Source organism: Citrobacter sp. MGH100, assembly GCF_001034465.1.
GTDB lineage: Bacteria > Pseudomonadota > Gammaproteobacteria > Enterobacterales > Enterobacteriaceae > Citrobacter > Citrobacter youngae.
Window position 1 is genome coordinate 214,130 of record NZ_KQ089803.1, and the last position, 19,968, is coordinate 234,097.

The following is a 19,968-nucleotide window of genomic DNA, read 5'->3' on the forward strand; positions in this document are numbered from 1 at the left end:
CAATGGATAAGCAAAGAAATGAAAAGTGCAGTTCTGGAAATAAAACAATTTTTGCCTGGGCCGGGGGAATCGTTGTTGTAATCGGAATGGTTTGGTTGATGGTAATTAGTTTTATCTCGTACAAAACCCAGGTGATGACCAATCAACTGCTGGATAAAATTAGTACATCGCTGGCCAAGAACCCCGCAGTTCAACAGGGAGTGAACGGAAATATTCAGGACGAAGTAAAGGGTGCTCTTAAGTCTATCGCCGACCAAAAGCTCGCGGAAGAACGAAAGGCACTCTATAAAGGCTGGGACAAAGCAAATAAAAATACTGATGGCCGTTATATCTATGGCGAGCCTGGCGCTCGGTTTTCGTTGATCAACTATGAAGATCTGGAGTGTCCATTCTGCAAACGCTTCAAAGAAACGCCGAAGTATATCGTTGATACCGCGACAGCCGGGGCTGTTAACTGGGAATGGCGTCATTACCCTATGTCATTCCATGAGCCGGTCGCATCGAAGGGCGCAGCTGTTGCTGAGTGTATTGCGGAGCAGAAAGGGCCGAGTGCTTTCTGGGCCGTTACTGATTATTGGTTTAACCATACTGAAACAAACGGTAAAGGTTTTAAGGATGCGGACAGCATCCCAGCACTGTTTGAGGTAGACCAGGCGAAATTTGATACCTGTATGGGCAGTACTGAAGTGATTAAGCGCATTAAGCAGGATATGGAGGCCGGTTCAGCTGCCGGTGTTGATGGTACACCAACCACGATTGTGCGTGATAATGTCACCGGTAAAGAAGTCTCTGTTGTAGGCGCACAGCCCTTCTCAAAATTCGTTGAAGTGATCCAGTCTATGGTTGTCGATTCTCAGAGAGACACATCAGGCGAAGCCTCACCAGCTCAACAAGATAAATAGAAATAAAAAAGAGCCCTGAATTAACCAGGGCTTTTTTTGTCAGATTATCACTACTGAAACATTTCGCTCAATACGACTTCGGTATTCTTCTAATAGCTCCATTAACGAAGTATTGATGTTTACAGATTTCTTGGTTCTGGTAATAGTTACGTACAGCAGATTAAGTTCGTCAATAATTACTTCCCGTGGCTTCTTCATCACAACGGCTTCTATAATGGATGGGAAGTCGTCATTGATGATGACATGGTCAAATTCCTTTCCCTTCGAGGTATGGGCTGTGGTAACAATTAAATCAGCTTCCTTTTCTGTTCTGGCTTCATTCATCCTCATGGTCTCAACCATCCCGGGGATATCAGCATAGACTTCCATTAACTTAATCGCCCGCACCATGTCCACGTCCTTGGTGGTTTCTGCGATCTCTAAAAAATTTGCCCAGTTCCCGTATTCCGTAGTGATACGGTTATTTTTAATAGCAGCAATGTTACCTGTTTTTAGCGCATGTAAATCAAGGAGCTCGTCGAGACGGTATTTTGAAATACCTCCATTCCACATCACCCGTTTGCCCCACATAATCGACTCGTAGGCAGATTGTATGACTCCCATGTAGGTGCGGCTGATGATGGCGTAAAAGTTTTGATCCTGTATCGCCGATGGCTCAACGATAGCATCAAGACTACCCAGGCCTACCAAGGGGAACGTTTCACCCTTCATTGACAGCACAACGTTGGCCAGTGCTGCAACAAGAGGCCCAAACCGGAATGACTTAGTCAGGCGCATAACCTGAGCCCCGTGGTCTTCAACAATCTCAAGGGCGTTTTCCGCACCGCGCCAGCGGTTTATCACTTGGTGCTGGTCGCCGACAAAAACTTTGCAGCAGTTGTTTCTAAGAACGATATCGATCGTTACCGGATTTGCGTCCTGCGATTCGTCGAAGAGAATGACATTGTAGAACTGGTCTAGGGCTGGGTTCGATAACTGGAACAACTTGAGGATGGTATTCGGTGAGCAATAGGCATCGTTGAGTGGGTCAGATTGCATTTGCCATGTACGTTTTGCTGCACGTAGCGCTTGATCCAACCTGCTTTGAGATATTTTATCGGTTTTACTTAAGTCTTTAAGTACGTGTTCAGTAGTAATTTCGTGTTCATCTGAATTCATGAAATGGGTAAGCCCATTTATTGCAAGCTTAACCACTCTCCAGTCATCTTCACCCATCATTGCGCGGTATTCGCTCACGGATATAAACTGTCTGTATTTATGAGCAAAGTGTTTGTACCGGGTCACGGCCAAACCATGAGATGTTTTACACTCGACGTTTTTTGGGAATTTCTTTTTTGCATCATCTTTAATAGCTTTATTAAAAACGATATAGAGAATTTTGAGTGAGGGGTTTGCATCCGCGAATTCTTTTAGTGTAAAGGTCTTACCAGACCCCGCGTATGCCTGTACTGAAACAATACTGCCAGGTGTAGGTTTGAAACCTATGATCACGTTCTGTTCATCAGTTACCGGCATCAGAATTACCTTTATGTTAGATATCGTTTCATAGTACCTTTTGACACGGCGCGAATGATTTAAAAATGGGGGCAAATTGTACCCATTTTTAAGAATACAAATTTATCTGTTCATGAGTAATACAATAAGATAGTACCATCAAACTATTACTGCGGCCCTCAACAGGAGGTAATCTATGTTTTATTTATCGTCCTTTGTCTGGATGTCAATCTGGAGTCTGATTTCGATTTACATCTATTACAAAGATAAAAAGGCCGCGACTGCTGGCGAGTACCGTGTGGATGAACTGACGCTGGATGCGCTCATTGTGCTGGGCGGGTGGCCAGGTTGTTTCATTGCTCAACGAATGTTTAAACACAAAACACGCAGTGCTTACCAACGTCGGTTCCGGGTTATCGTTGCGGTCTGGATAGTTCTTTACATCGGATTATGGAATTTTCTATGGGCGGGAAATAAAATATGAAGATGTAAAAAAACCGGCCAGAGCCGGTTTTTTTTACATCCATGATGGTTACATGAATGCCGGTAAAGTGGTTTGCACTGCGTGGGATGCGGCCATCATGCCATTGATAATGTCCGGTGAGTAGTACAGGGAGATCGCACCACCAACAGCAACCGCCAGTGACATCAGACTCTGACGTACAACAGCAGCTGCGAGACCAACCAGAACGATAAGACCGATCAGCACCTTACCCAGAGAACCCTGCATGTAATCAGAGATTTTGAGCCATACATCGTCAAAACCTGCCTGGGTTGAACCAGAAGCGTGAGCGGTAACAATGGCAAGAATCAGAATGCCGGTGATCACCAGCGGGGTTTTAAACTTCTCAAATTTGATAGCGTTCATTTAAACATCCTTAATAACGAGTTTTAATAATTTCGATCTTTGGATGTTCTCCAGCTATTTAACGAGTTTGAGCCGGGAACTTTATTAATATAAAATTTGTTTTGTTTGATTTCATTGTTAAAGCAGGGCGTTATACAATAGCAATGTGTGATATAAGGTGACATTTATCCGTGTCTATTAACATATATGAAAATCTGGATGAAAACTTCTTTTTGAGTATGAAAGCCAACTTTACTAGTGTCACATTTAAACGAGGTGGATATGTTGAAATCAGAGGTGTTGGTCAGTACGTTGACATCGTTGGGATTATTATTTTTTTCTACTTTTGCACAGGCTGATAATCCAACAGAAGTAATGCTACCGGCTGGTGGCGTTAGAGTCGTTGTCGGATTTTCACCTGAAGGGTCTGCACAGAAAGCAATACTGGATCTGATCAATTCAGCTCAGCAGGAAATCCGTATGGCGGCATACTCTTTTACGTCACCCGTAATTGCGAAAGCATTAATTAATGCTCACCGAAGGGGAGTAGATGTCAGGATCGTAGTTGACAAAGGGCAAAATAATAACCGATATGCAGTCTCGACTATGAATACAGTAGTTAACGCGGGCATTCCGTTACGGACGAATGATCAATTTCTTCTGCACCATGATAAGTATTTGTGTGTTGATAGGATATCTGTTGAAACCGGTAGTTATAATTACTCAAGTTCGGCTTTCAATAAAAATAGTGAAAATAGCCTTGTACTTTATAACGCACCAGATGTTACAGCGCTGTATCTGGCCCACTGGGAATCTCGTTGGACTGGTGGTGTGGATTACATACCTAATTATTGAATTTTAATCAGGGTTCGGGATGAACCCTGATTTTATCATTTAAGAAACGCTTCAAGTTCGTCCATATCCAGGTCGTTATAAAATGAACGCCAACCTTTACGGGCTAAATTCGGATGCAGCATTTTGATGTTGCTTAATGGCATAATGCTGCTTAGTCCCATTTTAATAAAGTATTCATATACCAGGCGGCTGTACCGGTCAAAATCGGTAAGCGGTCTCGACAGAAGGTATGCTGCCTCTGACATAGTCAATCCCTGTATATGCAACCTGTAACCCAGCAGACGGCTGCATGTATCGCGCATAACACCGCGTGTTAGCGGGAATAACTCATCACTTACAAGATGTTCAGGTAAGTGAGTTCTCGGGCACTGAACAGGATTTATACCCCTGATATAGCACTCATCATTCTCAAGGATACAAAACTGGGGTTCCGGGCCGGAAAAAGAGTTACCAAGAAAGCCGCAGGGATCGATCACGCCACCACCCTTAAGTGCTATCCATCCGTACTGAGTTTCAGTGACTTGGTATAACCCACGATCTCCTGGATTGATGCGTTCTTTGACCTTTTTTCGACGTGTTCCTATAGTAGCAGTTCCGGCAATTACGCCCTGATCTACCAGTGCTCGGCATACGATGTAGGATCTCGCCTCTGACCATTCAATCCAGGGTAAACCAATGTGGTAACTGGTCGAAACCAGCCTTAAGCCGTCGATGCATGAATCTGTCATGTAACTTCTCCCGAAAAAAAAGCGCACCAAAGATGCGCTCGTATTTTCAATTCAACAGTCAGGCTTTGGATTTTTTGGCCAACTTGTCCGTTTGCTTAGAAAGTTCCTTTTTTGTGAATTTGAGGGAATCGGTTCGTTTATCAGGATCGCCAACAGCCTGAAGAATCAACGAGTAGGAGTTTTCGCCATTGAGTACAAAGAGGTCGGTTGCCTGCGACCATGCCCCCTTGTTTTCAGAACGCTGTACCCGCAGGATATTTCCTGGGAGGAGTGAGACTGACCAACCTTTTTCATCAGAAAGGTATACGTTGACCTTACCTTTCGATGGTAACAAGAATACTTTTGATGAAAAGGTTGAATAAACGAATACCGTATTTTGTCCCTGCGAATTGTATTCAACAGTTTTAAAGTGCCCACTATAGTCCAGGTCAGCGCCAGTAAGCGCATTCTTCTCCTGAACAACAAACTGTTGGGCTGTATAGCCTTCTGATGCTGCTTTATAGTCTGACGTAGCAGTAGTTTTAGTGGGTTCCGTATAACCGAACTCAGCTGGGTCAATTTGATGGCCAGAGGTATCTTTAGTGATATTTTCAACACCTGCAATATCACGTGTGGTAGGTGATGGCGGTGTTTGAACCGGGTTGGTCTGCGCCGCAGCGTGTTGATTTGGTTCTGCTGTAACTGGAGCTGAAGCCGGGGCTTCACTAGTGGCCCCAGATAGTGCTTTTTTAGCGATTTCCTGTGCAGGAGTTATCTCAACCGTTCCAGGTTGCTCTGCGTTTTGTGAAACCTCGCTACCGTCAGTAAACCCAGGTTCAGCCTTAATTGAGTCAACCAATGACTGCGTAGCAGGATCTGACTTAGATACAACTGGTGAATTTGCATCCGGGTTAGCTGGTGGCGTGGTTGTGGCCATTTTTAGCATCTGATCGCCAAGATTATCAGACGATGCAGGGGAAACACCGGCGCTATCTTGCTTTGTGACAGTAGGTTCACTTTTATCATCATCAGGGGGCGCTGATGCGGGTTCCTGTTCATTATTTGTGATAGGAAGTGTCAGTGTTGGCTGAGGCCCAGCCTCATCGGTATCAAGGTCATCGTCATCCACATCGATACCATGTTGTTTTGCAATATCCGGGTTAACGCTGATCCCACTCTTTGCAACTTCGACGATAGATAGGTTCGGTTCTTTGTCTGGTTTACCATTCATTAAAATAAATGCGCCTAATGTGCTTACCGCAAAGATACCGGCAACCAGGATACTCAAGGTTTTTTTAGAAAATCGCGCCTTAACACTGGGGGTTTCATCTCCAGCATTCTGCGCTGCGCGTTCGCGTAATTTCTCCTGGCCGTATTCAGCACTTGTGCCACGTTTTTCACTCGTCATTGAAAACCTCGTTGATCACTATTCGTTCTGGCCGAAGCCCCAACTCACGGTGTATATGAAAGTGAGCATGATATGGAAAGCCCCATAATCGCGTGAGATGGTTGCCCCGGAATTGATTAGGAAAATATGCTCTCGCGATAATAAACGGATTATATCTTGAGGGAGGTAGCTCTCGAAATTTTGCGGCCTGAAAACGACCGCAAAATGAGATGGTTTTCTTGAAAATAGATTTCTAGAGGTTACGGGTTCCTTTACAAATTGGGTAAGCCGAGCAACCATAGAAATAATTTCCATTCGACATTCTTCTAACCATTTTGCTATGGCAACGGGGACAGCTAGGTATGACATTAAGATCGTATATTTGATTCTCACCTGGACCAACATTTATTATCTCAGTGGCAGGCGGGGGGATTTCTTTATCCTTGATTATTTTCAGAAGTCTGGAACCATCGATAAGCGATAATGTTCCTTTAACATTTGCGCTAAGAGCGAATTCCCATGCATCCTGAGTAAAGAACCCAGAGGTGATGATATAACCCCGCTCATATGCATTGGCTTGCACTACACCGTAAATTTCGCGGACCACCGAGACTCCTACTTTGCTGGTTTTCCATAATTTGCACTGTACCATTTCGCGGCGACCATCTTTTTGCAGCAGAATGTCGACTCCGCCGTCAGCTCCTGTATTAGTCAGAGTTGCTTTGTAGCCATTGAGTTCGAAATGCAGTCTTATAATCTTTTCGAATTGCTCCCATGTCATATTCGAGAGAATTTTCTGGGAATCATTTCCATCCTGAATGGAGGAGTAAATTCGACGTACTTCAGCAAGTTGTACATTTTTTAGCAATGTTGCGACAAACATCATCATCGAAAGGGTTAGAGATGCGCCTCGAAGGATTTCAGGGAGTATGTTACTCACGCCTACAGCAAAACGATTCATTACGAGTGCTAGGTCATCAGTACTGCTTGCAATAAACTGATAATACAAATCGCCTGGAACGTACACATAATTAGTAAGAGAAAGAATATATAGCAAGCAGGAAATCGGGAAGCCGATATACCACCGGAAAAAATAGGTTTGCTGGCTAGCACCACTGTTTCTCCATGACTGGATATTAAAAATAACGCCGAAGACTTCCTTTCCTGTACGGGTCATCGACATCTGGAGAGACAATTGTGTAATAAAGAGGCCCGCAATGACCAACGGGCCATCATGTAGAAAGAATAAAGCTAATGACGCTAGCAGGAAAAAGCACCACTGGAATTTGGCGCATCGGGACATTCCTTTTGCTGCCAATTTTCTAAAAACCATATGGTCACCATTCATTCAGAATTAATTCTAAGAAAGGTGCGCCTCAGTATCCCATTACAGTTATCAATGAATACATCGTAAAACATGACTGATAAACAAATCAGGGCAAATGTATAAACGATGATTTCTTCAACATATGGAAAATCAGGGTAAATCGCACCTAAATAAATTGCTGACAGTACAAGATACCCACCCCACAATTGGAACAACCGTGGTCTTACTAACAACCATGTGAGTAACGCCAGTACCACTAAGTTTGCAATGCCTATGGCGTTGATCGTCTTTATGGAAGTGAGCGGCACAAAGTACAGAACGCAATAAACGCTACATATCAGAATCACAATGGCGTAAATCACAACACGCTGGAGTAGAGAGTTCATGGTTTCCTCATACACTTTACAGGCCTGTATAACAGAATACCACCGTGTAGCGATTGACGAAGCATATCAGTGTATCTAGTTAATCATTCTCATCTCCCTCACAAGCAATTTGGCTCGGCATCCAATAAGGATGATTTGAAGTCTTGACGTAACTGAACACCATTCTGCATGGAACGCTCGTTAAGTTCGCAACTATCATACTTCTGTCACTGTTTTCAAGGAATTCAGCGCCAGAAAGTTCATTTTCATTCCAGAGACCAGCATTAGAAAGGGTTGCCATCGCATCTGGAAGCGCGTTTATTGCCTTGGTTGCGGGAATTGGTAATTTATCCCGACTTCCACAACCCAGGATAAGGAAGCATAAAAGAACAGTCGTGATAGATTTCATTCTCTCTTCCTCATTTTGGTGTTGTGGGTATTAAAGAGGTCGATGGCTTCAGTTCCCGTGATGGGTATCCAGTAAGGAGGGATGGCTGGAGCCTCATAAAATGGAATTCTCCCGCAGCCTGCTACGGGTAGAGAACAAACAAACAGGATTTCGTCGAACTGGTTTTCAAGTGCCCACAACTGGCTGTACCCAACTAATCCATTTAATTTTGCTTCATGGTGAATTTTCAGAATCGAAAATACAGCCTTCGCAAAACCAAATGGTGGGTTACCAAAGCGTATTGGATCGATACCCAGCGATGTCAGTGCAGACTTCGATATATCATTAAACCTATTGAATAGCGCAGAGCCATGTTCATGGTCTGTTCTTAGGGCAAAAGGAATAGTATTGTCGGGGCTAATTAAGCATTGCTCTTTGAATTGACGGAAACCAGACACACGTTGGATATGGCATTCGACTGATCGCAGAAACAAATCAGGCACACAAAAATCATGAGCAGTAAAACCTTCGAATCCTTCATCGTTACAGAGCTGGTTTGTTAACCTGAACCACAATTGGTAGGCAGATAGTACCTCCTCGTAAGTGCTTCTGACCTCCACATTATTGGTTTTGTAAAAGGTTTCGATCATCATGACTGATTACCTTTGATGCGGCTGCTGTCGTTGTTTAATGGAACGGTCACCTGAATCCCCACGCGCCAGAAAGCCTAAATTGACGATCCTGAAATTTACTCGCCCTACGAGACTATCATGGGGAATGAGACCTCTGAGGTTCCTAGGTGTGCCAGGGGGATTGTCCCAGTAACGGGAATCAAGCGAATGGTCTCGGTTATCACCGGCCATAAAGTAGTATCCTTCGGGAATGATCCATTTCTTACCCGTTTTCACGTAGCCGATACGGTTATCTGTCTGGAAGATATAACTTTGACCGGCAGTGTCGGTATCTGCCTGGTATTGAGTAGTAAAACCATCTTTTTTAATCTGGTTTCCGTTTTGTTTACCGTTTATCGAGAAGATTTTCTCTTCGTTGTATGTGACGGTATCGCCAGGAATACCTAATACGCGTTTGACATAGTAAACGCCGGGAACAGAAGGGGCGTTAAAAACGAGTACGTCCCCACGCCTAATAGCGCGATGATCGAATAAACCACCTACACGCTGAGCGATAACCAAGTCTCCAGGTTTTATAGTTGGGTACATGGATTCTGTCGGGATCAGGAATACACCGCCGAGAAACTGAAAGGACACAATAACCGCAAGCGACAATGAGGAGGAAACTATCAACCAATGTTTTGGACGACGAGACCTTATCAGCTGATAAGAGAGGTAAAGTGCAGAGATGATAAAAACAATAATTAACGGTTTCATGGAGTTATATACCACGCTTAATATTTTTTGCGTAATTAGAGAGCGATTTACCCAAAAACAGGTATACGAGACAGGTGAAAAGGTAAACAAAATGGATGCTGGTGGTTTTTTGGGCTAAAGTGAAAAATTGGTTCGCCTGCCCACCAGCTAATGTGTAATTGAGTTGAACTGTTGGTTTTTCAGCATCGACATAAAAACTTCTAGTTTTCATGAAGGTTAACGGCTTGAAAAATACTTTATAACCAACTCGTGCATAAATTGTGCATGTTGTAATGGTTATTACCAACGGCACATAGAATGGAATAATTGTATTGAGCCAGCACAATAATGACCACACCAGCACTGAATCCAGTAGAAACCTGGCAATAGAGTTGGCCTGCGTTCTGCCCGCTACCACCATAATGGGTATAAATTTAACCATGAAATCCACCATAGTTATACTTGTTTACACCATCTTATAGACAGACAAATTTTCTCCGACTTTTTTTGAACGCAAAACGACCCCGAAAAACGGACATTATATGGTCAGGAATTTCGATAGTTTAAGAGAACATGGTAAATTTTTTCTATCGAAATTTGTGGAGAATTGAAATGAGCAGTGATGCCACTAAGATGGTTGAAGCCTTTGTTAAAGACCCATTAAGTTACGATAGATTTGGGCCAGAGCTTATTTCAAATCAAAAATGTGTCCTCAACATCAATGGGCATGAAATGTCAATTGATGAAGCAGTTAAGATGAGTGATATTGAAAAGTCGCTCTTAGATGAAATTTACCATCTCATAGACGCAATGACAAAAGCGGAAGTCAATTTCTCAAAGGGAAAAAAGAATCTTTTTCGTCGGATGTTCGATCATTTAACAGGTTCCGAAATCTTACGGAAAGCCCAGCTAGATATTTATAACAAAGTAGTTATGAAACTATGCGAACGGATACCTGATCATTTCAAAATGCTAACCGCTCATGCTGAAATCACGAAGGGTTTGGAGGCAATCTATGCGCAAGATATTCATCAGCTAGAGGTTTTCATAGATGTTGTTGAGTCATATCTGAAAAATAAGAACGAGTGTGACTATAGTGTCACAAGCAATGAATATATGGCAATTAACAGGCTACGGATAAGAGTTAATAACTTTCAGGGAGTTCTTGTTGGTTTAAAACTAAGTCAGGTTCAAGCACAAATGAGCTATGAAACAGCTGTCGATGTAAAAGATAGCCTTCGAGATATTAAAGATAATTTATTACCTATGTGGGAAGGGCAGGCTAAGAACATCAACGCCAGTGGTGTTTGTAGTGGTATTGATGAAGTGGCTCATGAAAAATTCAAGAAGCTGGTCAATAAATTAAATAAGAACATAAGGTGAGATAACATGAAGTGAATCGCCACGGGTTTAACAGACACCTCAGAGTCATTTAAGATGGCTTAAAGAGAGGTGCCCATGAGCGGTAAGCGTTATCCCGAAGAGTTTAAAACTGAAGCAGTCAAACAGGTTGTTGATCGCGGTTATTCTGTTGCCAGCGTTGCAACACGTCTCGATATCACCACCCACAGCCTTTACGCCTGGATAAAGAAGTACGGTCCGGATCCTTCCACTAATAAAGAACAGTCAGATGCTCAGGCCGAGATCCGCCGTCTCCAGAAAGAGCTGAAGCGGGTTACCGACGAACGGGACATATTAAAAAAAGCCGCTGTAGATTCAATTGGTCAACGCAACAGTTATGTGAAAACATGGGGTTGCGGAGGTTTTTTGAATGAGACGAACATTTACAGCAGAGGAAAAAGCCTCTGTTTTTGAACTATGGAAGAACGGAACAGGCTTCAGTGAAATAGCGAATATCCTGGGTTCAAAACCCGGAACGATCTTCACTATGTTAAGGGATACTGGCGGCATAAAACCCCATGAGCGTAAGCGGGCTGTAGCTCACCTGACACTGTCTGAGCGCGAGGAGATACGAGCTGGTTTGTCAGCCAAAATGAGCATTCGTGCGATAGCTACTGCGCTGAATCGCAGTCCTTCGACGATCTCACGTGAAGTTCAGCGTAATCGGGGCAGACGCTATTACAAAGCTGTTGATGCTAATAACCGAGCCAACAGAATGGCGAAAAGGCCAAAACCGTGCTTACTGGATCAAAATTTACCATTGCGAAAGCTTGTTCTGGAAAAGCTGGAGATGAAATGGTCTCCAGAGCAAATATCAGGATGGTTAAGGCGAACAAAACCACGTCAAAAAACGCTGCGAATATCACCTGAGACAATTTATAAAACGCTGTACTTTCGTAGCCGTGAAGCGCTACACCACCTGAATATACAGCATCTGCGACGGTCGCATAGCCTTCGCCATGGCAGGCGTCATACCCGCAAAGGCGAAAGAGGTACGATTAACATAGTGAACGGAACACCAATTCACGAACGTTCCCGAAATATCGATAACAGACGCTCTCTGGGGCATTGGGAGGGCGATTTAGTCTCAGGTACAAAAAACTCTCATATAGCCACACTTGTAGACCGAAAATCACGTTATACGATCATCCTTAGACTCAGGGGCAAAGATTCTGTCTCAGTAAATCAGGCTCTTACCGACAAATTCCTGAGTTTACCGTCAGAACTCAGAAAATCACTGACATGGGACAGAGGAATGGAACTGGCCAGACATCTAGAATTTACTGTCAGCACCGGCGTTAAAGTTTACTTCTGCGATCCTCAGAGTCCTTGGCAGCGGGGAACAAATGAGAACACAAATGGGCTAATTCGGCAGTACTTTCCTAAAAAGACATGTCTTGCCCAATATACTCAACATGAACTAGATCTGGTTGCTGCTCAGCTAAACAACAGACCGAGAAAGACACTGAAGTTCAAAACACCGAAAGAGATAATTGAAAGGGGTGTTGCATTGACAGATTGAATCTACAATTCGGTGAACGCACGTTGGTCACGCTGGAGCGTCTTCTGGGCCTGCTGTCGGCCTTTGAGGTCGTGGTATGGATGACGGATGGCTGGCCGCTTTATGAATCACGCCTGAAGGGAGAACTGCACGTTATCAGCAAGCGATATACGCAGCGCATTGAGCGGCATAACCTGAATCTGAGGCAGCATCTGGCAAGGCTGGGCAGGAAGTCACTGTCGTTCTCAAAATCGGTGGAGCTGCATGACAAAGTCATCGGGCATTATCTGAACATAAAACACTATCAGTAAGTTGGAGTCATTACCGGTGCTCTGATATATTTATTATACTATAGTGGGGTATGTGTTGATCTTAATGTAATACTCCCCTATAGTATAAGAAATACAGAGCAGTGAGGTAAGCAATGCCCAGTACTCCTGAAGAGAAAAAAAAGGTCCTAACCCGGGTTCGCCGTATCCGGGGTCAGATTGATGCTCTGGAAAGAGCACTTGAAAGTGGCGCTGAATGCCGTTCCGTTCTCCAGCAAATCGCCGCCGTCCGGGGCGCCGCTAACGGACTGATGGCAGAGGTGCTGGAGAGCCACATACGGGAAACCTTTGACCAGAATGACAGCTACAGTCATGAAGTCAGTAAATCAGTTGACGATACGATTGAGCTGGTTCGTGCCTATCTTAAATAGGTGAGGCCATTATTACATTGAGGATATATTACGTATGAAATCACGTGCCGCTGTTGCATTTGCACCAGGGAAGCCCCTGGAGATTGTTGAAATTGATGTTGCTCCGCCTAAAAAAGGCGAGGTGCTGATTAAAAACACCCACACAGGTGTCTGCCATACCGATGCCTTTACCCTCTCAGGGAATGACCCTGAGGGCGTTTTCCCGGTGGTTCTCGGCCACGAGGGAGCCGGTATCGTCGTTGAAGTTGGTGAAGGCGTCACCAGTGTGAAGCCGGGTGACCATGTTATTCCGCTCTACACCGCTGAATGCGGGGAGTGTGAATTCTGCCAGTCCGGTAAAACGAACCTCTGTGTATCGGTTCGCGAGACTCAGGGCAAAGGACTGATGCCTGACGGGACCACTCGCTTTTCATACAACGGTCAGCCTCTTTACCACTACATGGGATGTTCCACATTCAGTGAATACACCGTTGTGGCCGAGGTTTCTCTGGCAAAAATTAACCCGGAGGCGAACCATGAACACGTCTGCCTGTTGGGTTGTGGCGTGACTACCGGTATTGGCGCCGTCCATAACACGGCTAAAGTGCAGCCGGGCGATTCAGTTGCCATTTTTGGTCTGGGGGCAATTGGTCTGGCTGCGGTACAGGGGGCCCGTCAGGCAAAAGCGGGACGTATTATCGCTATCGATACTAATCCGACAAAATTTGACCTGGCCCGTCAGTTCGGGGCCACTGACTGCATTAACCCGAATGATTATGACAAACCGATTAAAGATGTTCTGCTGGATATCAACAAGTGGGGTATTGACCATACCTTTGAATGTATCGGTAACGTTAACGTCATGCGTGCAGCGCTGGAAAGTGCTCACCGTGGGTGGGGGCAGTCCGTTGTCATTGGTGTCGCAGGGGCCGGACAGGAGATTTCCACCCGTCCTTTCCAGCTGGTCACCGGGCGCGTATGGAAAGGTTCCGCGTTTGGCGGAGTAAAAGGCCGCACTCAGCTCCCCGGTATGGTCGAGGATGCCATGAAGGGGGATATTGACCTTGAGCCATTTGTAACCCATACGATGACACTGGATGAAATCAATGACGCCTTCGAGCTTATGCATGAAGGCAAATCTATCCGGACAGTGATTCATTACTGATCCCATCAGAATTTTAATCAACTCAAACTGAAGGAAGTGGAAAATGACAACTCCGGTAATTTCTGGTGACGGCATCTTTTCTCATGTGTTCATTGGCGCAGCCGATGTCGAGAAATCCTCCGCATTTTACGATGTCGTCCTGGGCACGCTTGGTATCAATAACCTCGGCCCGTTTGGCAACGGCTGGGTACTCTATGGCCGCGAAAAGCCGGCATTTATCATTGCCCGTCCGGGCAACGGTGAAGCACCTTCCGCTAACGGGGTGACTGTCGGCTTCGCTGCTGCCACCCCGGAAGAGGTTGATGCTTTCCATGCTGCCGGCCTTGCCGCCGGTGGAGCTGATGAAGGTCAACCTGGCCCGCGTGGTCACCTTCCCGGGGCCTATGCTGCCTACCTGCGGGATCCGGCGGGTAACAAAATCACGGCGTATACGTTTATCTGACGTCCGGATTTAAAGATACTTCCCCTGGCTTCGGTCAGGGGAAATAACCATGAGATAACGGCTGATGGAACTCATTGAGCAGCATGCCAGCTCTGGCGGCTGGCAAAACGTGTACCGGCATTATTCACAATCCCTTAATTGTGAAATGAATTTCGGTGTGTATCTTCCTCCCAAAGCAGTAACAGAAAAACTGCCGGTACTATACTGGTTGTCGGGCCTGACCTGTACTGAGCAGAATTTCATCACCAAATCAGGTATGCAGCATTATGCAGCCCGGCATAACGTCATCGTTGTTGTCCCGGATACCAGTCCCCGGGGTAATAATGTCCCGGATGCCGACAGTTACGATCTTGGCCAGGGGGCCGGTTTTTATCTGAACGCGACGGAACAGCCGTGGAATGTTCATTACAGGATGTATGACTATATTCTCAGAGAGCTTCCGGATGTCGTCATGAATCATTTTCCTGCAACGGCAAGAAAATCTATATCCGGTCATTCTATGGGAGGGCTGGGTGCTCTGGTGCTGGCTCTGCGAAATCCTGGTGAATATGTGAGCGTATCAGCATTTTCCCCGATAGTATCGCCTTCTCAGGTGCCATGGGGGCAACAGGCATTTAGCGCTTACCTGGGTGAAAACAGAAAAACGTGGGAAGCCTACGATCCAGTCAGCCTCATTTTACAGGGTGAAAAATTACCAGAAATCTTCATTGATCAGGGGCTGAGTGACGCCTTTTATGAAGAGCAACTGCGCACCAAAATCCTTGAGAGAGTATGCAATGAGATGAACCTCAATGCGTCGTTCCGATATCATACTGGATACGACCACAGCTATTATTTCATTTCCAGCTTTATTGGTGAGCACATTGCTTACCATGCCAACAGGCTCAGGCTGTCAGCATGAGTTGATTTCCAGCCTCAGAAAATGTGCTTAATTTTCAGGCCTGAACAGGGCCTGAACCCTGCAGACCTGAGATGTACTGTAACTGGTGGCTTCAGCAGTTTCTCTTATGCTCAGTTTCTTGACCTGTCGGTAATACAGAACTTTCTTATGTCGTTCCTGATCGGCCTGTTTGCCCCGGTGAATAGCCACGGATAATCTAGACACTTCCGAGCCGTTGATGGACTGACCCCGCCCCGGTAGACGATCCTGCCCTATAGTTTGGACTGACCCCACGCCTGTAGACAAATCCTGTCCTCACGACGAGGCCTGTTCGAAGGCCTCCGGACTGACGTCGCCGAGGTGGCTGTGGCGCCGGGACCGGTTATAGAAGACTTCAATGTAATCGAAGATCCGCCCGGGCCAGATCCCTGGTTTTATATATGCGTTTTCTGATCCGTTCTTTTTTCAGCGAACTGAAGAACGATTCGGCCACCGCATTATCCCAGCAGTTGCCACGCCGGCTCATGCTCGGCGCCAGGTTATTGGCCCGGTAGAAGCGCTGCCAGTCGTCACTGCCGTACTGGCTGCCCTGGACGCCCTTCTAAGAGTCAAGCTGTTATCGGGATACTGTTGATCCGCCTGTTTTGATTGCGCAGTAACGTGTAAACTTCGCGGGAGATATATCGCTTTAGACAGCGTATCGCTTCCATTTTTGTATGTCCTTCGGCTACACGCCTGGCGACATATTCCTTTGTTTTTGCGTCAGTTCGTAAGCGTCCGATGGCGATGATGTGAAGTGCACTATTTGCAGCACGATCTCCACCACGATTAAGTCGGTAACGGTTCGTTTTTCCAGAAGAAACGGGGACCGGGCTGACACCACACAGTGCCGCAAATCCTGATTCTGATCTTAACCGTTGAGGATTGTCTCCGGCAGTGATCAGCAACTGTGAAGCGCTTTCGTATCCGATAGCATTACGTTTAATCAGCTCAGGTGCCAACTCGTCGACAATTGCCGCAATCATGACATCCAGATCAGCGATTTCGTCATGTAACTCGAGATAGCGTCGGGCAAGGGACTTTAATGAAATGCGATAAACGTTGGTTACATTGCGGTATTCACTGGCATCAGGTCTCCAGGAACCCAGGGTCCTGATGAGCTGCATGCGCGTCATATTTCTGAGCTGTTCACGTAATTCATCCGGGGCAGAGATAATATTTGAATGGATAATCTGGAGAGCGACTCTGCGGGCTGATATTGCTGTTTTTCGGCAAGTTTTTAATACCCGCAGGGACTCAATCATGCCATCACGCGTTTTGGGAGTAACTGTCCTGATGCCTGAGAATGCTGCATGAGCGGCACATTCAGCATCAATTGTGTCACTTTTACCCCGTTTGCGTCGCTCCATCCGGTCTGGAGCAGTCACCTCAAGAACTTCTAACCCGGCGTTCTGAAAATAACGAAGCAAACCGGAACCATAGGTACCTGTGCACTCAACACCAATTCGCTTTAATGTCCCAAACGAGGTCATCCATGCCAGCATCTGCCGGTAACCTTGTCGTGTTGTGGAGAAATACTGAGTCCCAAGGACTTTATTGTTCTGATCTACGACAGCGGCAACGTGCAAATCTTTATGTGTATCCACGCCACCCACGTAAGCGTGCAGCGAGAACCGTATTGACGGGGATGTGTTATTCATTTGGCAATGCTACGCGCCAGGGGAGCAGTTCGCTGACCCGGTTTATCGGCCAGTCAGCTATAACATCAAGCACATGGCGAAGGTAGCTTTCTGGCTCCACTCCGTTCAGTTTGCATGTCCCGATCAGGCTGTACAGCAGCGCTCCCCGCTCTCCTCCATGATCCGAACCGAAGAACAGGTAGTTTTTGCGGCCCAGGCTGACCATCCGTAGCGCATTCTCAGCTATGTTGTTATCTGCCTCGGCCCAGCCGTCGTCAGTATAGTAAGCCAGCGCCGGCCACTGGTTCAGTACGTACGTGAACGCTTTCGCCAGTTCTGAGTGTCGCGACAGCGTTTTCACCTTTTCACGCAGCCAGCTTTCCAGGGATTTCAGCCGCGGTTTAGCTTTTTGCTGACGTTCTGCAAGGCGTCGCTTCGCCGGCATCCCCCTTATTTCCGCCTCGATGGCATATAACTCACCGATCCGTTTCAGGGCTTCCTCCGTCAGCGCTGACGGGGTGCGAACGTGCACATCGTGGATCTTGCGGCGGGCATGAGCCCAGCAGGCAGCTTCCGTTATCTGTCCATTGCGGTACAGTTCGTTGAACCCGGCGTACGCATCCGCCTGCAGAACACCGCTGAAGCCAGCGAGATGGCTCTGCGGGTGGATACCTTTTCTGTCCGGGCTGTAAGCGAACCACACTGCCGGCGCCAGCTCTGACCCGGCGTTACGGTCGTCACGAACGTACGTCCACAACCGCCCGGTCTTCGTTTTCTTATTACCTGGCAACAGCACCGGGACAGGCGTGTCATCAGCATGGAGCTTACCGTCAGTCAGCACATAGTCCTGAAGCGCCCCTTCCAGCGGTGACAGTAGCCGGCAACACGCATCCACCCAGCCCGACAGCAGTGAGCGGCTCAGCTCCACACCCTGGCGGCCGTATATTTCAGACTGGCGGTACAGCGGGGTGTGCTCTGCATACTTTGAACTCAGCACGCGGGCCAGCAGCCCCGGTCCTGCGATACCCCGCTCGATGGGCCGTGAAGGCGCGGGGGCCTGCACGATGGCATCGCACTGAGTACAGGCATGCTTTTCACGTACTGTCCGGATAACCCGGAAGGCGCTGCGCATCAGCTCCAGCTGTTCGGCGGCATCTTCACCCAGGTAACTCAGCGCACCACCACATTCCGGGCAGCATGACGCTGCCGGCAGCAGCCGTTTTTCGTCACGGGGAAGTGATTCAGGGAACGGTTTGCGGGTACGGGTCTGCCGCAGCGGGCGCTGCACGGCCGGGTCATCCACCCGGCCGGTAAGGGTATCGCTTTCTTTCTGCAACTGCTTAAGGTCGGCTTCCATCTTCGCGATACGGCGGGAGACTTTTTCGGAGCGGCTGCCGAAGTTCATCCGGCGCAGCTTATCCAGTTGCGCCTGCAGGTGATCTATTTCGCGTTCACGCTCGTTCAGCTTTTCCAGAAGGGCACGGTTCAGCGCCTCCTGTTCGGCAAGGAGACGTTTCAGTTCATCGATATCGTCAGGAAGTAAGCTGTTCATACCGGGTATATTACCAGGCTCATTCAGCGTCGACCAGGATAAAGAGGCCTACAACATAGTCAGTGACGTAAGCAGTCTTTTAGGCTGCCGCCAGTCGATACCTTCAAGGAGCATCGCCAGCTGTGCCGGTGTGAGGAACACTTTGCCATCCCGGGCTGACGGCCAGGCGAAGCGGCCGCGCTCCAGCCGTTTGGTCAGCAGACACAGTCCATCGCCGGTAGACCAGAGGAGCTTTACCTGACTGCCATTACGCCCACGGAAGATAAAAACGTGACCTGACATCGGATCGTCTTTCAGCGTCGTCTGCACCTTTGCCGCCAGGCCGTTGAAGCCGTTTCTCATATCGGTGATGCCAGCGACCAGCCAGATCTTTGTCCCTGATGGTAATGGGATCAACGTTTGAGCTCCCGTATCAGCAGGTTCAGGATATTTTCGCTGATGGCGCCATTCAGACGGAGTGATCCGTGCCGGAACGTCACTTCACAGCTGATATTGAGTGATTCAGGTGCCGCAGCAGCTACAGGTTGTGACCGGGGGGAGGTTGCAGGGACAACATCTTCGGCATCAAGTGTTATCGGGAGCAGCTCAGGCACGTTGTTTTCTGTTGTTGAAGGAGGACGTAGTTTTCCTTCGCGCCAGTACTGGCGCCACTTAAACAGCAAATTATCGTTGATCCCATGCTCACGAGCGAGTTGCGCTACGGAGATCTCTGGTCGATGCGAGAGTTCAACCATTTTGATTTTGAACTCAACGGGATAATTAGGGCTTTTTTTACGCACTGCGGTTAATGATTTCATGGATAGCGTCCACCATATTTGGTGTCCATTATCCTCTCAGGAATTTCAGGATCTGCCAGACGGTGCTGAGACGACGCTTACCCACCCACAACGGCAGCTTCGGTAACTTTATCAACCATGACAGAGCTCCTGTGAGGAAACAGAGTTGAATCTCCAGACAGATAACCCGGACAGGACAGTAACGAGACAAGCCGTCAGGCCCTTCTTGAGTCACGCGCATCGGTGAGGAGATG

22 protein-coding genes and 4 pseudogenes are annotated in these 19,968 nt (G+C 47.0%); 11 read left to right on the top strand and 15 right to left on the bottom strand.

Annotated elements, in window-relative coordinates:
* Positions 1–2: 2 nt before the first annotated feature.
* On the top strand, positions 3–902 hold the full coding sequence (locus SK32_RS21415) for a DsbA family protein (RefSeq protein ID WP_016241590.1): 900 nt from the start codon (positions 3–5) through the stop codon (positions 900–902).
* A gap of 39 nt (positions 903–941) precedes the next feature.
* Here the strand turns inward: SK32_RS21415 and SK32_RS21420 are convergent, their stop codons facing one another.
* A complete protein-coding gene (locus SK32_RS21420; RefSeq protein WP_007372217.1) occupies positions 942–2,417 on the bottom strand; it encodes a UvrD-helicase domain-containing protein in 1,476 nt (491 codons plus the stop codon).
* 175 nt (positions 2,418–2,592) lie between these two features.
* On the opposite strand from SK32_RS21420, the gene SK32_RS21425 reads away from it, so the two are divergent.
* Positions 2,593–2,880 carry a DUF1294 domain-containing protein gene (locus tag SK32_RS21425; RefSeq protein ID WP_007372216.1) on the top strand — a complete coding sequence of 96 codons (288 nt, stop codon included), beginning with the start codon at positions 2,593–2,595 and terminating at the stop codon, positions 2,878–2,880.
* A gap of 48 nt (positions 2,881–2,928) precedes the next feature.
* Here SK32_RS21425 and traA read toward each other — a convergent pair whose 3' ends face one another.
* Positions 2,929–3,264: a TraA family conjugative transfer protein gene (gene traA / locus SK32_RS21430; RefSeq protein ID WP_007372215.1), complete on the bottom strand. Its 336-nt coding sequence runs from the start codon at positions 3,262–3,264 to the stop codon at positions 2,929–2,931.
* Between the two features lie 261 nt (positions 3,265–3,525).
* Between traA and SK32_RS21435 the strand changes: the two genes are divergently transcribed.
* Positions 3,526–4,098, top strand: a complete 573-nt coding sequence (locus tag SK32_RS21435) for a phospholipase D family nuclease (RefSeq protein WP_016241591.1) — start codon at positions 3,526–3,528, stop codon at positions 4,096–4,098.
* A 35-nt stretch (positions 4,099–4,133) separates the two neighbouring features.
* On the opposite strand, the gene SK32_RS26525 is transcribed toward SK32_RS21435, so the two are convergent.
* The 7 genes from SK32_RS26525 to SK32_RS21475 form a co-directional block, all read right to left on the bottom strand.
* On the bottom strand, positions 4,134–4,826 hold the full coding sequence (locus SK32_RS26525) for a hypothetical protein (RefSeq protein WP_016241592.1): 693 nt from the start codon (positions 4,824–4,826) through the stop codon (positions 4,134–4,136).
* Between the two features lie 58 nt (positions 4,827–4,884).
* The gene (locus tag SK32_RS21445) at positions 4,885–6,213 is read right to left on the bottom strand and encodes a prolipoprotein diacylglyceryl transferase (RefSeq protein WP_007372213.1); all 1,329 of its coding nucleotides are present in this window, start codon (positions 6,211–6,213) and stop codon (positions 4,885–4,887) included.
* A 232-nt stretch (positions 6,214–6,445) separates the two neighbouring features.
* Complete coding sequence (locus SK32_RS21450; protein WP_007372212.1) at positions 6,446–7,525, bottom strand: restriction endonuclease; 1,080 nt, start codon at positions 7,523–7,525, stop codon at positions 6,446–6,448.
* Positions 7,526–7,984: 459 nt separating this feature from the next.
* Entirely contained in the window at positions 7,985–8,293 is a 309-nt protein-coding gene (locus SK32_RS21460; protein WP_016241595.1) for a hypothetical protein, read from the bottom strand.
* A complete protein-coding gene (locus SK32_RS21465) occupies positions 8,290–8,925 on the bottom strand; it encodes a hypothetical protein (protein ID WP_016241596.1) in 636 nt (211 codons plus the stop codon). Before SK32_RS21465 ends, SK32_RS21460 begins: the two co-directional genes overlap by 4 nt.
* A gap of 6 nt (positions 8,926–8,931) precedes the next feature.
* Positions 8,932–9,660: a signal peptidase I gene (gene lepB, locus SK32_RS21470; protein ID WP_007372211.1), complete on the bottom strand. Its 729-nt coding sequence runs from the start codon at positions 9,658–9,660 to the stop codon at positions 8,932–8,934.
* 4 nt (positions 9,661–9,664) lie between these two features.
* Positions 9,665–10,081 carry a hypothetical protein gene (locus SK32_RS21475; protein WP_016241597.1) on the bottom strand — a complete coding sequence of 139 codons (417 nt, stop codon included), beginning with the start codon at positions 10,079–10,081 and terminating at the stop codon, positions 9,665–9,667.
* A gap of 170 nt (positions 10,082–10,251) precedes the next feature.
* Between SK32_RS21475 and SK32_RS21480 the strand changes: the two genes are divergently transcribed.
* The 8 genes and pseudogenes from SK32_RS21480 to fghA all read left to right on the top strand — a co-directional run bounded on the left by SK32_RS21480 (position 10,252) and on the right by fghA (position 15,728).
* Positions 10,252–11,022 carry a hypothetical protein gene (locus SK32_RS21480; RefSeq protein ID WP_016241598.1) on the top strand — a complete coding sequence of 257 codons (771 nt, stop codon included), beginning with the start codon at positions 10,252–10,254 and terminating at the stop codon, positions 11,020–11,022.
* A 75-nt stretch (positions 11,023–11,097) separates the two neighbouring features.
* Positions 11,098–11,346 (top strand): annotated as a pseudogene (locus SK32_RS25840) (transposase); the annotation flags it as partial.
* Between the two features lie 64 nt (positions 11,347–11,410).
* Entirely contained in the window at positions 11,411–12,562 is a 1,152-nt protein-coding gene (locus SK32_RS21490) for an IS30-like element IS30 family transposase (RefSeq protein ID WP_001254932.1), read from the top strand.
* Between the two features lie 8 nt (positions 12,563–12,570).
* Positions 12,571–12,852, top strand: a pseudogene (locus tag SK32_RS21495) (IS1 family transposase); the annotation flags it as partial.
* Between the two features lie 113 nt (positions 12,853–12,965).
* Positions 12,966–13,241, top strand: a complete 276-nt coding sequence (gene frmR / locus SK32_RS21500; RefSeq protein WP_017384071.1) for a formaldehyde-responsive transcriptional repressor FrmR — start codon at positions 12,966–12,968, stop codon at positions 13,239–13,241.
* A 34-nt stretch (positions 13,242–13,275) separates the two neighbouring features.
* Complete coding sequence (gene frmA / locus SK32_RS21505) at positions 13,276–14,385, top strand: S-(hydroxymethyl)glutathione dehydrogenase (RefSeq protein WP_017384070.1); 1,110 nt, start codon at positions 13,276–13,278, stop codon at positions 14,383–14,385.
* A gap of 43 nt (positions 14,386–14,428) precedes the next feature.
* Complete coding sequence (locus tag SK32_RS21510; RefSeq protein WP_012561111.1) at positions 14,429–14,827, top strand: VOC family protein; 399 nt, start codon at positions 14,429–14,431, stop codon at positions 14,825–14,827.
* A 64-nt stretch (positions 14,828–14,891) separates the two neighbouring features.
* A complete protein-coding gene (gene fghA, locus SK32_RS21515) occupies positions 14,892–15,728 on the top strand; it encodes an S-formylglutathione hydrolase (protein WP_012561110.1) in 837 nt (278 codons plus the stop codon).
* A gap of 27 nt (positions 15,729–15,755) precedes the next feature.
* Here fghA and SK32_RS26135 read toward each other — a convergent pair.
* From SK32_RS26135 to tnpA, 6 genes and pseudogenes are all read right to left on the bottom strand, one after another.
* Positions 15,756–15,908, bottom strand: a pseudogene (locus SK32_RS26135) (recombinase family protein); the annotation flags it as partial.
* Positions 15,909–16,022: 114 nt separating this feature from the next.
* Positions 16,023–16,299: pseudogene (locus SK32_RS25390) on the bottom strand (IS3 family transposase); the annotation flags it as partial.
* Between the two features lie 16 nt (positions 16,300–16,315).
* Positions 16,316–17,407, bottom strand: coding sequence for an IS110 family RNA-guided transposase (locus SK32_RS21520; RefSeq protein ID WP_048213844.1), 1,092 nt, complete (start codon positions 17,405–17,407; stop codon positions 16,316–16,318).
* On the bottom strand, positions 17,400–18,938 hold the full coding sequence (locus SK32_RS21525; protein WP_048213845.1) for an IS66-like element ISKpn24 family transposase: 1,539 nt from the start codon (positions 18,936–18,938) through the stop codon (positions 17,400–17,402). Before SK32_RS21525 ends, SK32_RS21520 begins: the two co-directional genes overlap by 8 nt.
* Before the next feature lie 48 nt (positions 18,939–18,986).
* Positions 18,987–19,334 (bottom strand): IS66 family insertion sequence element accessory protein TnpB, encoded by a 348-nt coding sequence (tnpB, locus tag SK32_RS21530; RefSeq protein ID WP_000612626.1) that lies wholly within the window; start codon positions 19,332–19,334, stop codon positions 18,987–18,989.
* Entirely contained in the window at positions 19,331–19,735 is a 405-nt protein-coding gene (tnpA, locus tag SK32_RS21535) for an IS66-like element accessory protein TnpA (RefSeq protein WP_003031976.1), read from the bottom strand. The genes tnpB and tnpA overlap by 4 nt, the downstream gene beginning before the upstream one ends.
* Between the last annotated feature and the right edge of the window lie 233 nt (positions 19,736–19,968).

Bases quoted from the DNA above. Each gene is read 5' to 3' on its own strand.
- SK32_RS21420 (WP_007372217.1), bottom strand. From the start codon at position 2,417: ATGCCGGTAACTGATGAACAGAACGTGATCATAGGTTTCAAACCTACA.
- lepB (WP_007372211.1), bottom strand. From the start codon at position 9,660: ATGAAACCGTTAATTATTGTTTTTATCATCTCTGCACTTTACCTCTCT.
- SK32_RS21445 (WP_007372213.1), bottom strand. From the start codon at position 6,213: ATGACGAGTGAAAAACGTGGCACAAGTGCTGAATACGGCCAGGAGAAA.
- SK32_RS26525 (WP_016241592.1), bottom strand. From the start codon at position 4,826: ATGACAGATTCATGCATCGACGGCTTAAGGCTGGTTTCGACCAGTTAC.
- tnpA (WP_003031976.1), bottom strand. From the start codon at position 19,735: ATGAAATCATTAACCGCAGTGCGTAAAAAAAGCCCTAATTATCCCGTT.
- SK32_RS21520 (WP_048213844.1), bottom strand. From the start codon at position 17,407: ATGAATAACACATCCCCGTCAATACGGTTCTCGCTGCACGCTTACGTG.
- SK32_RS21460 (WP_016241595.1), bottom strand. From the start codon at position 8,293: ATGAAATCTATCACGACTGTTCTTTTATGCTTCCTTATCCTGGGTTGT.
- SK32_RS21465 (WP_016241596.1), bottom strand. From the start codon at position 8,925: ATGATGATCGAAACCTTTTACAAAACCAATAATGTGGAGGTCAGAAGC.
- frmA (WP_017384070.1), top strand. From the start codon at position 13,276: ATGAAATCACGTGCCGCTGTTGCATTTGCACCAGGGAAGCCCCTGGAG.
- SK32_RS21525 (WP_048213845.1), bottom strand. From the start codon at position 18,938: ATGAACAGCTTACTTCCTGACGATATCGATGAACTGAAACGTCTCCTT.
- frmR (WP_017384071.1), top strand. From the start codon at position 12,966: ATGCCCAGTACTCCTGAAGAGAAAAAAAAGGTCCTAACCCGGGTTCGC.
- traA (WP_007372215.1), bottom strand. From the start codon at position 3,264: ATGAACGCTATCAAATTTGAGAAGTTTAAAACCCCGCTGGTGATCACC.
- SK32_RS21415 (WP_016241590.1), top strand. From the start codon at position 3: ATGGATAAGCAAAGAAATGAAAAGTGCAGTTCTGGAAATAAAACAATT.
- SK32_RS21510 (WP_012561111.1), top strand. From the start codon at position 14,429: ATGACAACTCCGGTAATTTCTGGTGACGGCATCTTTTCTCATGTGTTC.
- SK32_RS21490 (WP_001254932.1), top strand. From the start codon at position 11,411: ATGAGACGAACATTTACAGCAGAGGAAAAAGCCTCTGTTTTTGAACTA.
- SK32_RS21425 (WP_007372216.1), top strand. From the start codon at position 2,593: ATGTTTTATTTATCGTCCTTTGTCTGGATGTCAATCTGGAGTCTGATT.
- SK32_RS21480 (WP_016241598.1), top strand. From the start codon at position 10,252: ATGAGCAGTGATGCCACTAAGATGGTTGAAGCCTTTGTTAAAGACCCA.
- SK32_RS21435 (WP_016241591.1), top strand. From the start codon at position 3,526: ATGTTGAAATCAGAGGTGTTGGTCAGTACGTTGACATCGTTGGGATTA.
- SK32_RS21450 (WP_007372212.1), bottom strand. From the start codon at position 7,525: ATGGTTTTTAGAAAATTGGCAGCAAAAGGAATGTCCCGATGCGCCAAA.
- fghA (WP_012561110.1), top strand. From the start codon at position 14,892: ATGGAACTCATTGAGCAGCATGCCAGCTCTGGCGGCTGGCAAAACGTG.
- SK32_RS21475 (WP_016241597.1), bottom strand. From the start codon at position 10,081: ATGGTTAAATTTATACCCATTATGGTGGTAGCGGGCAGAACGCAGGCC.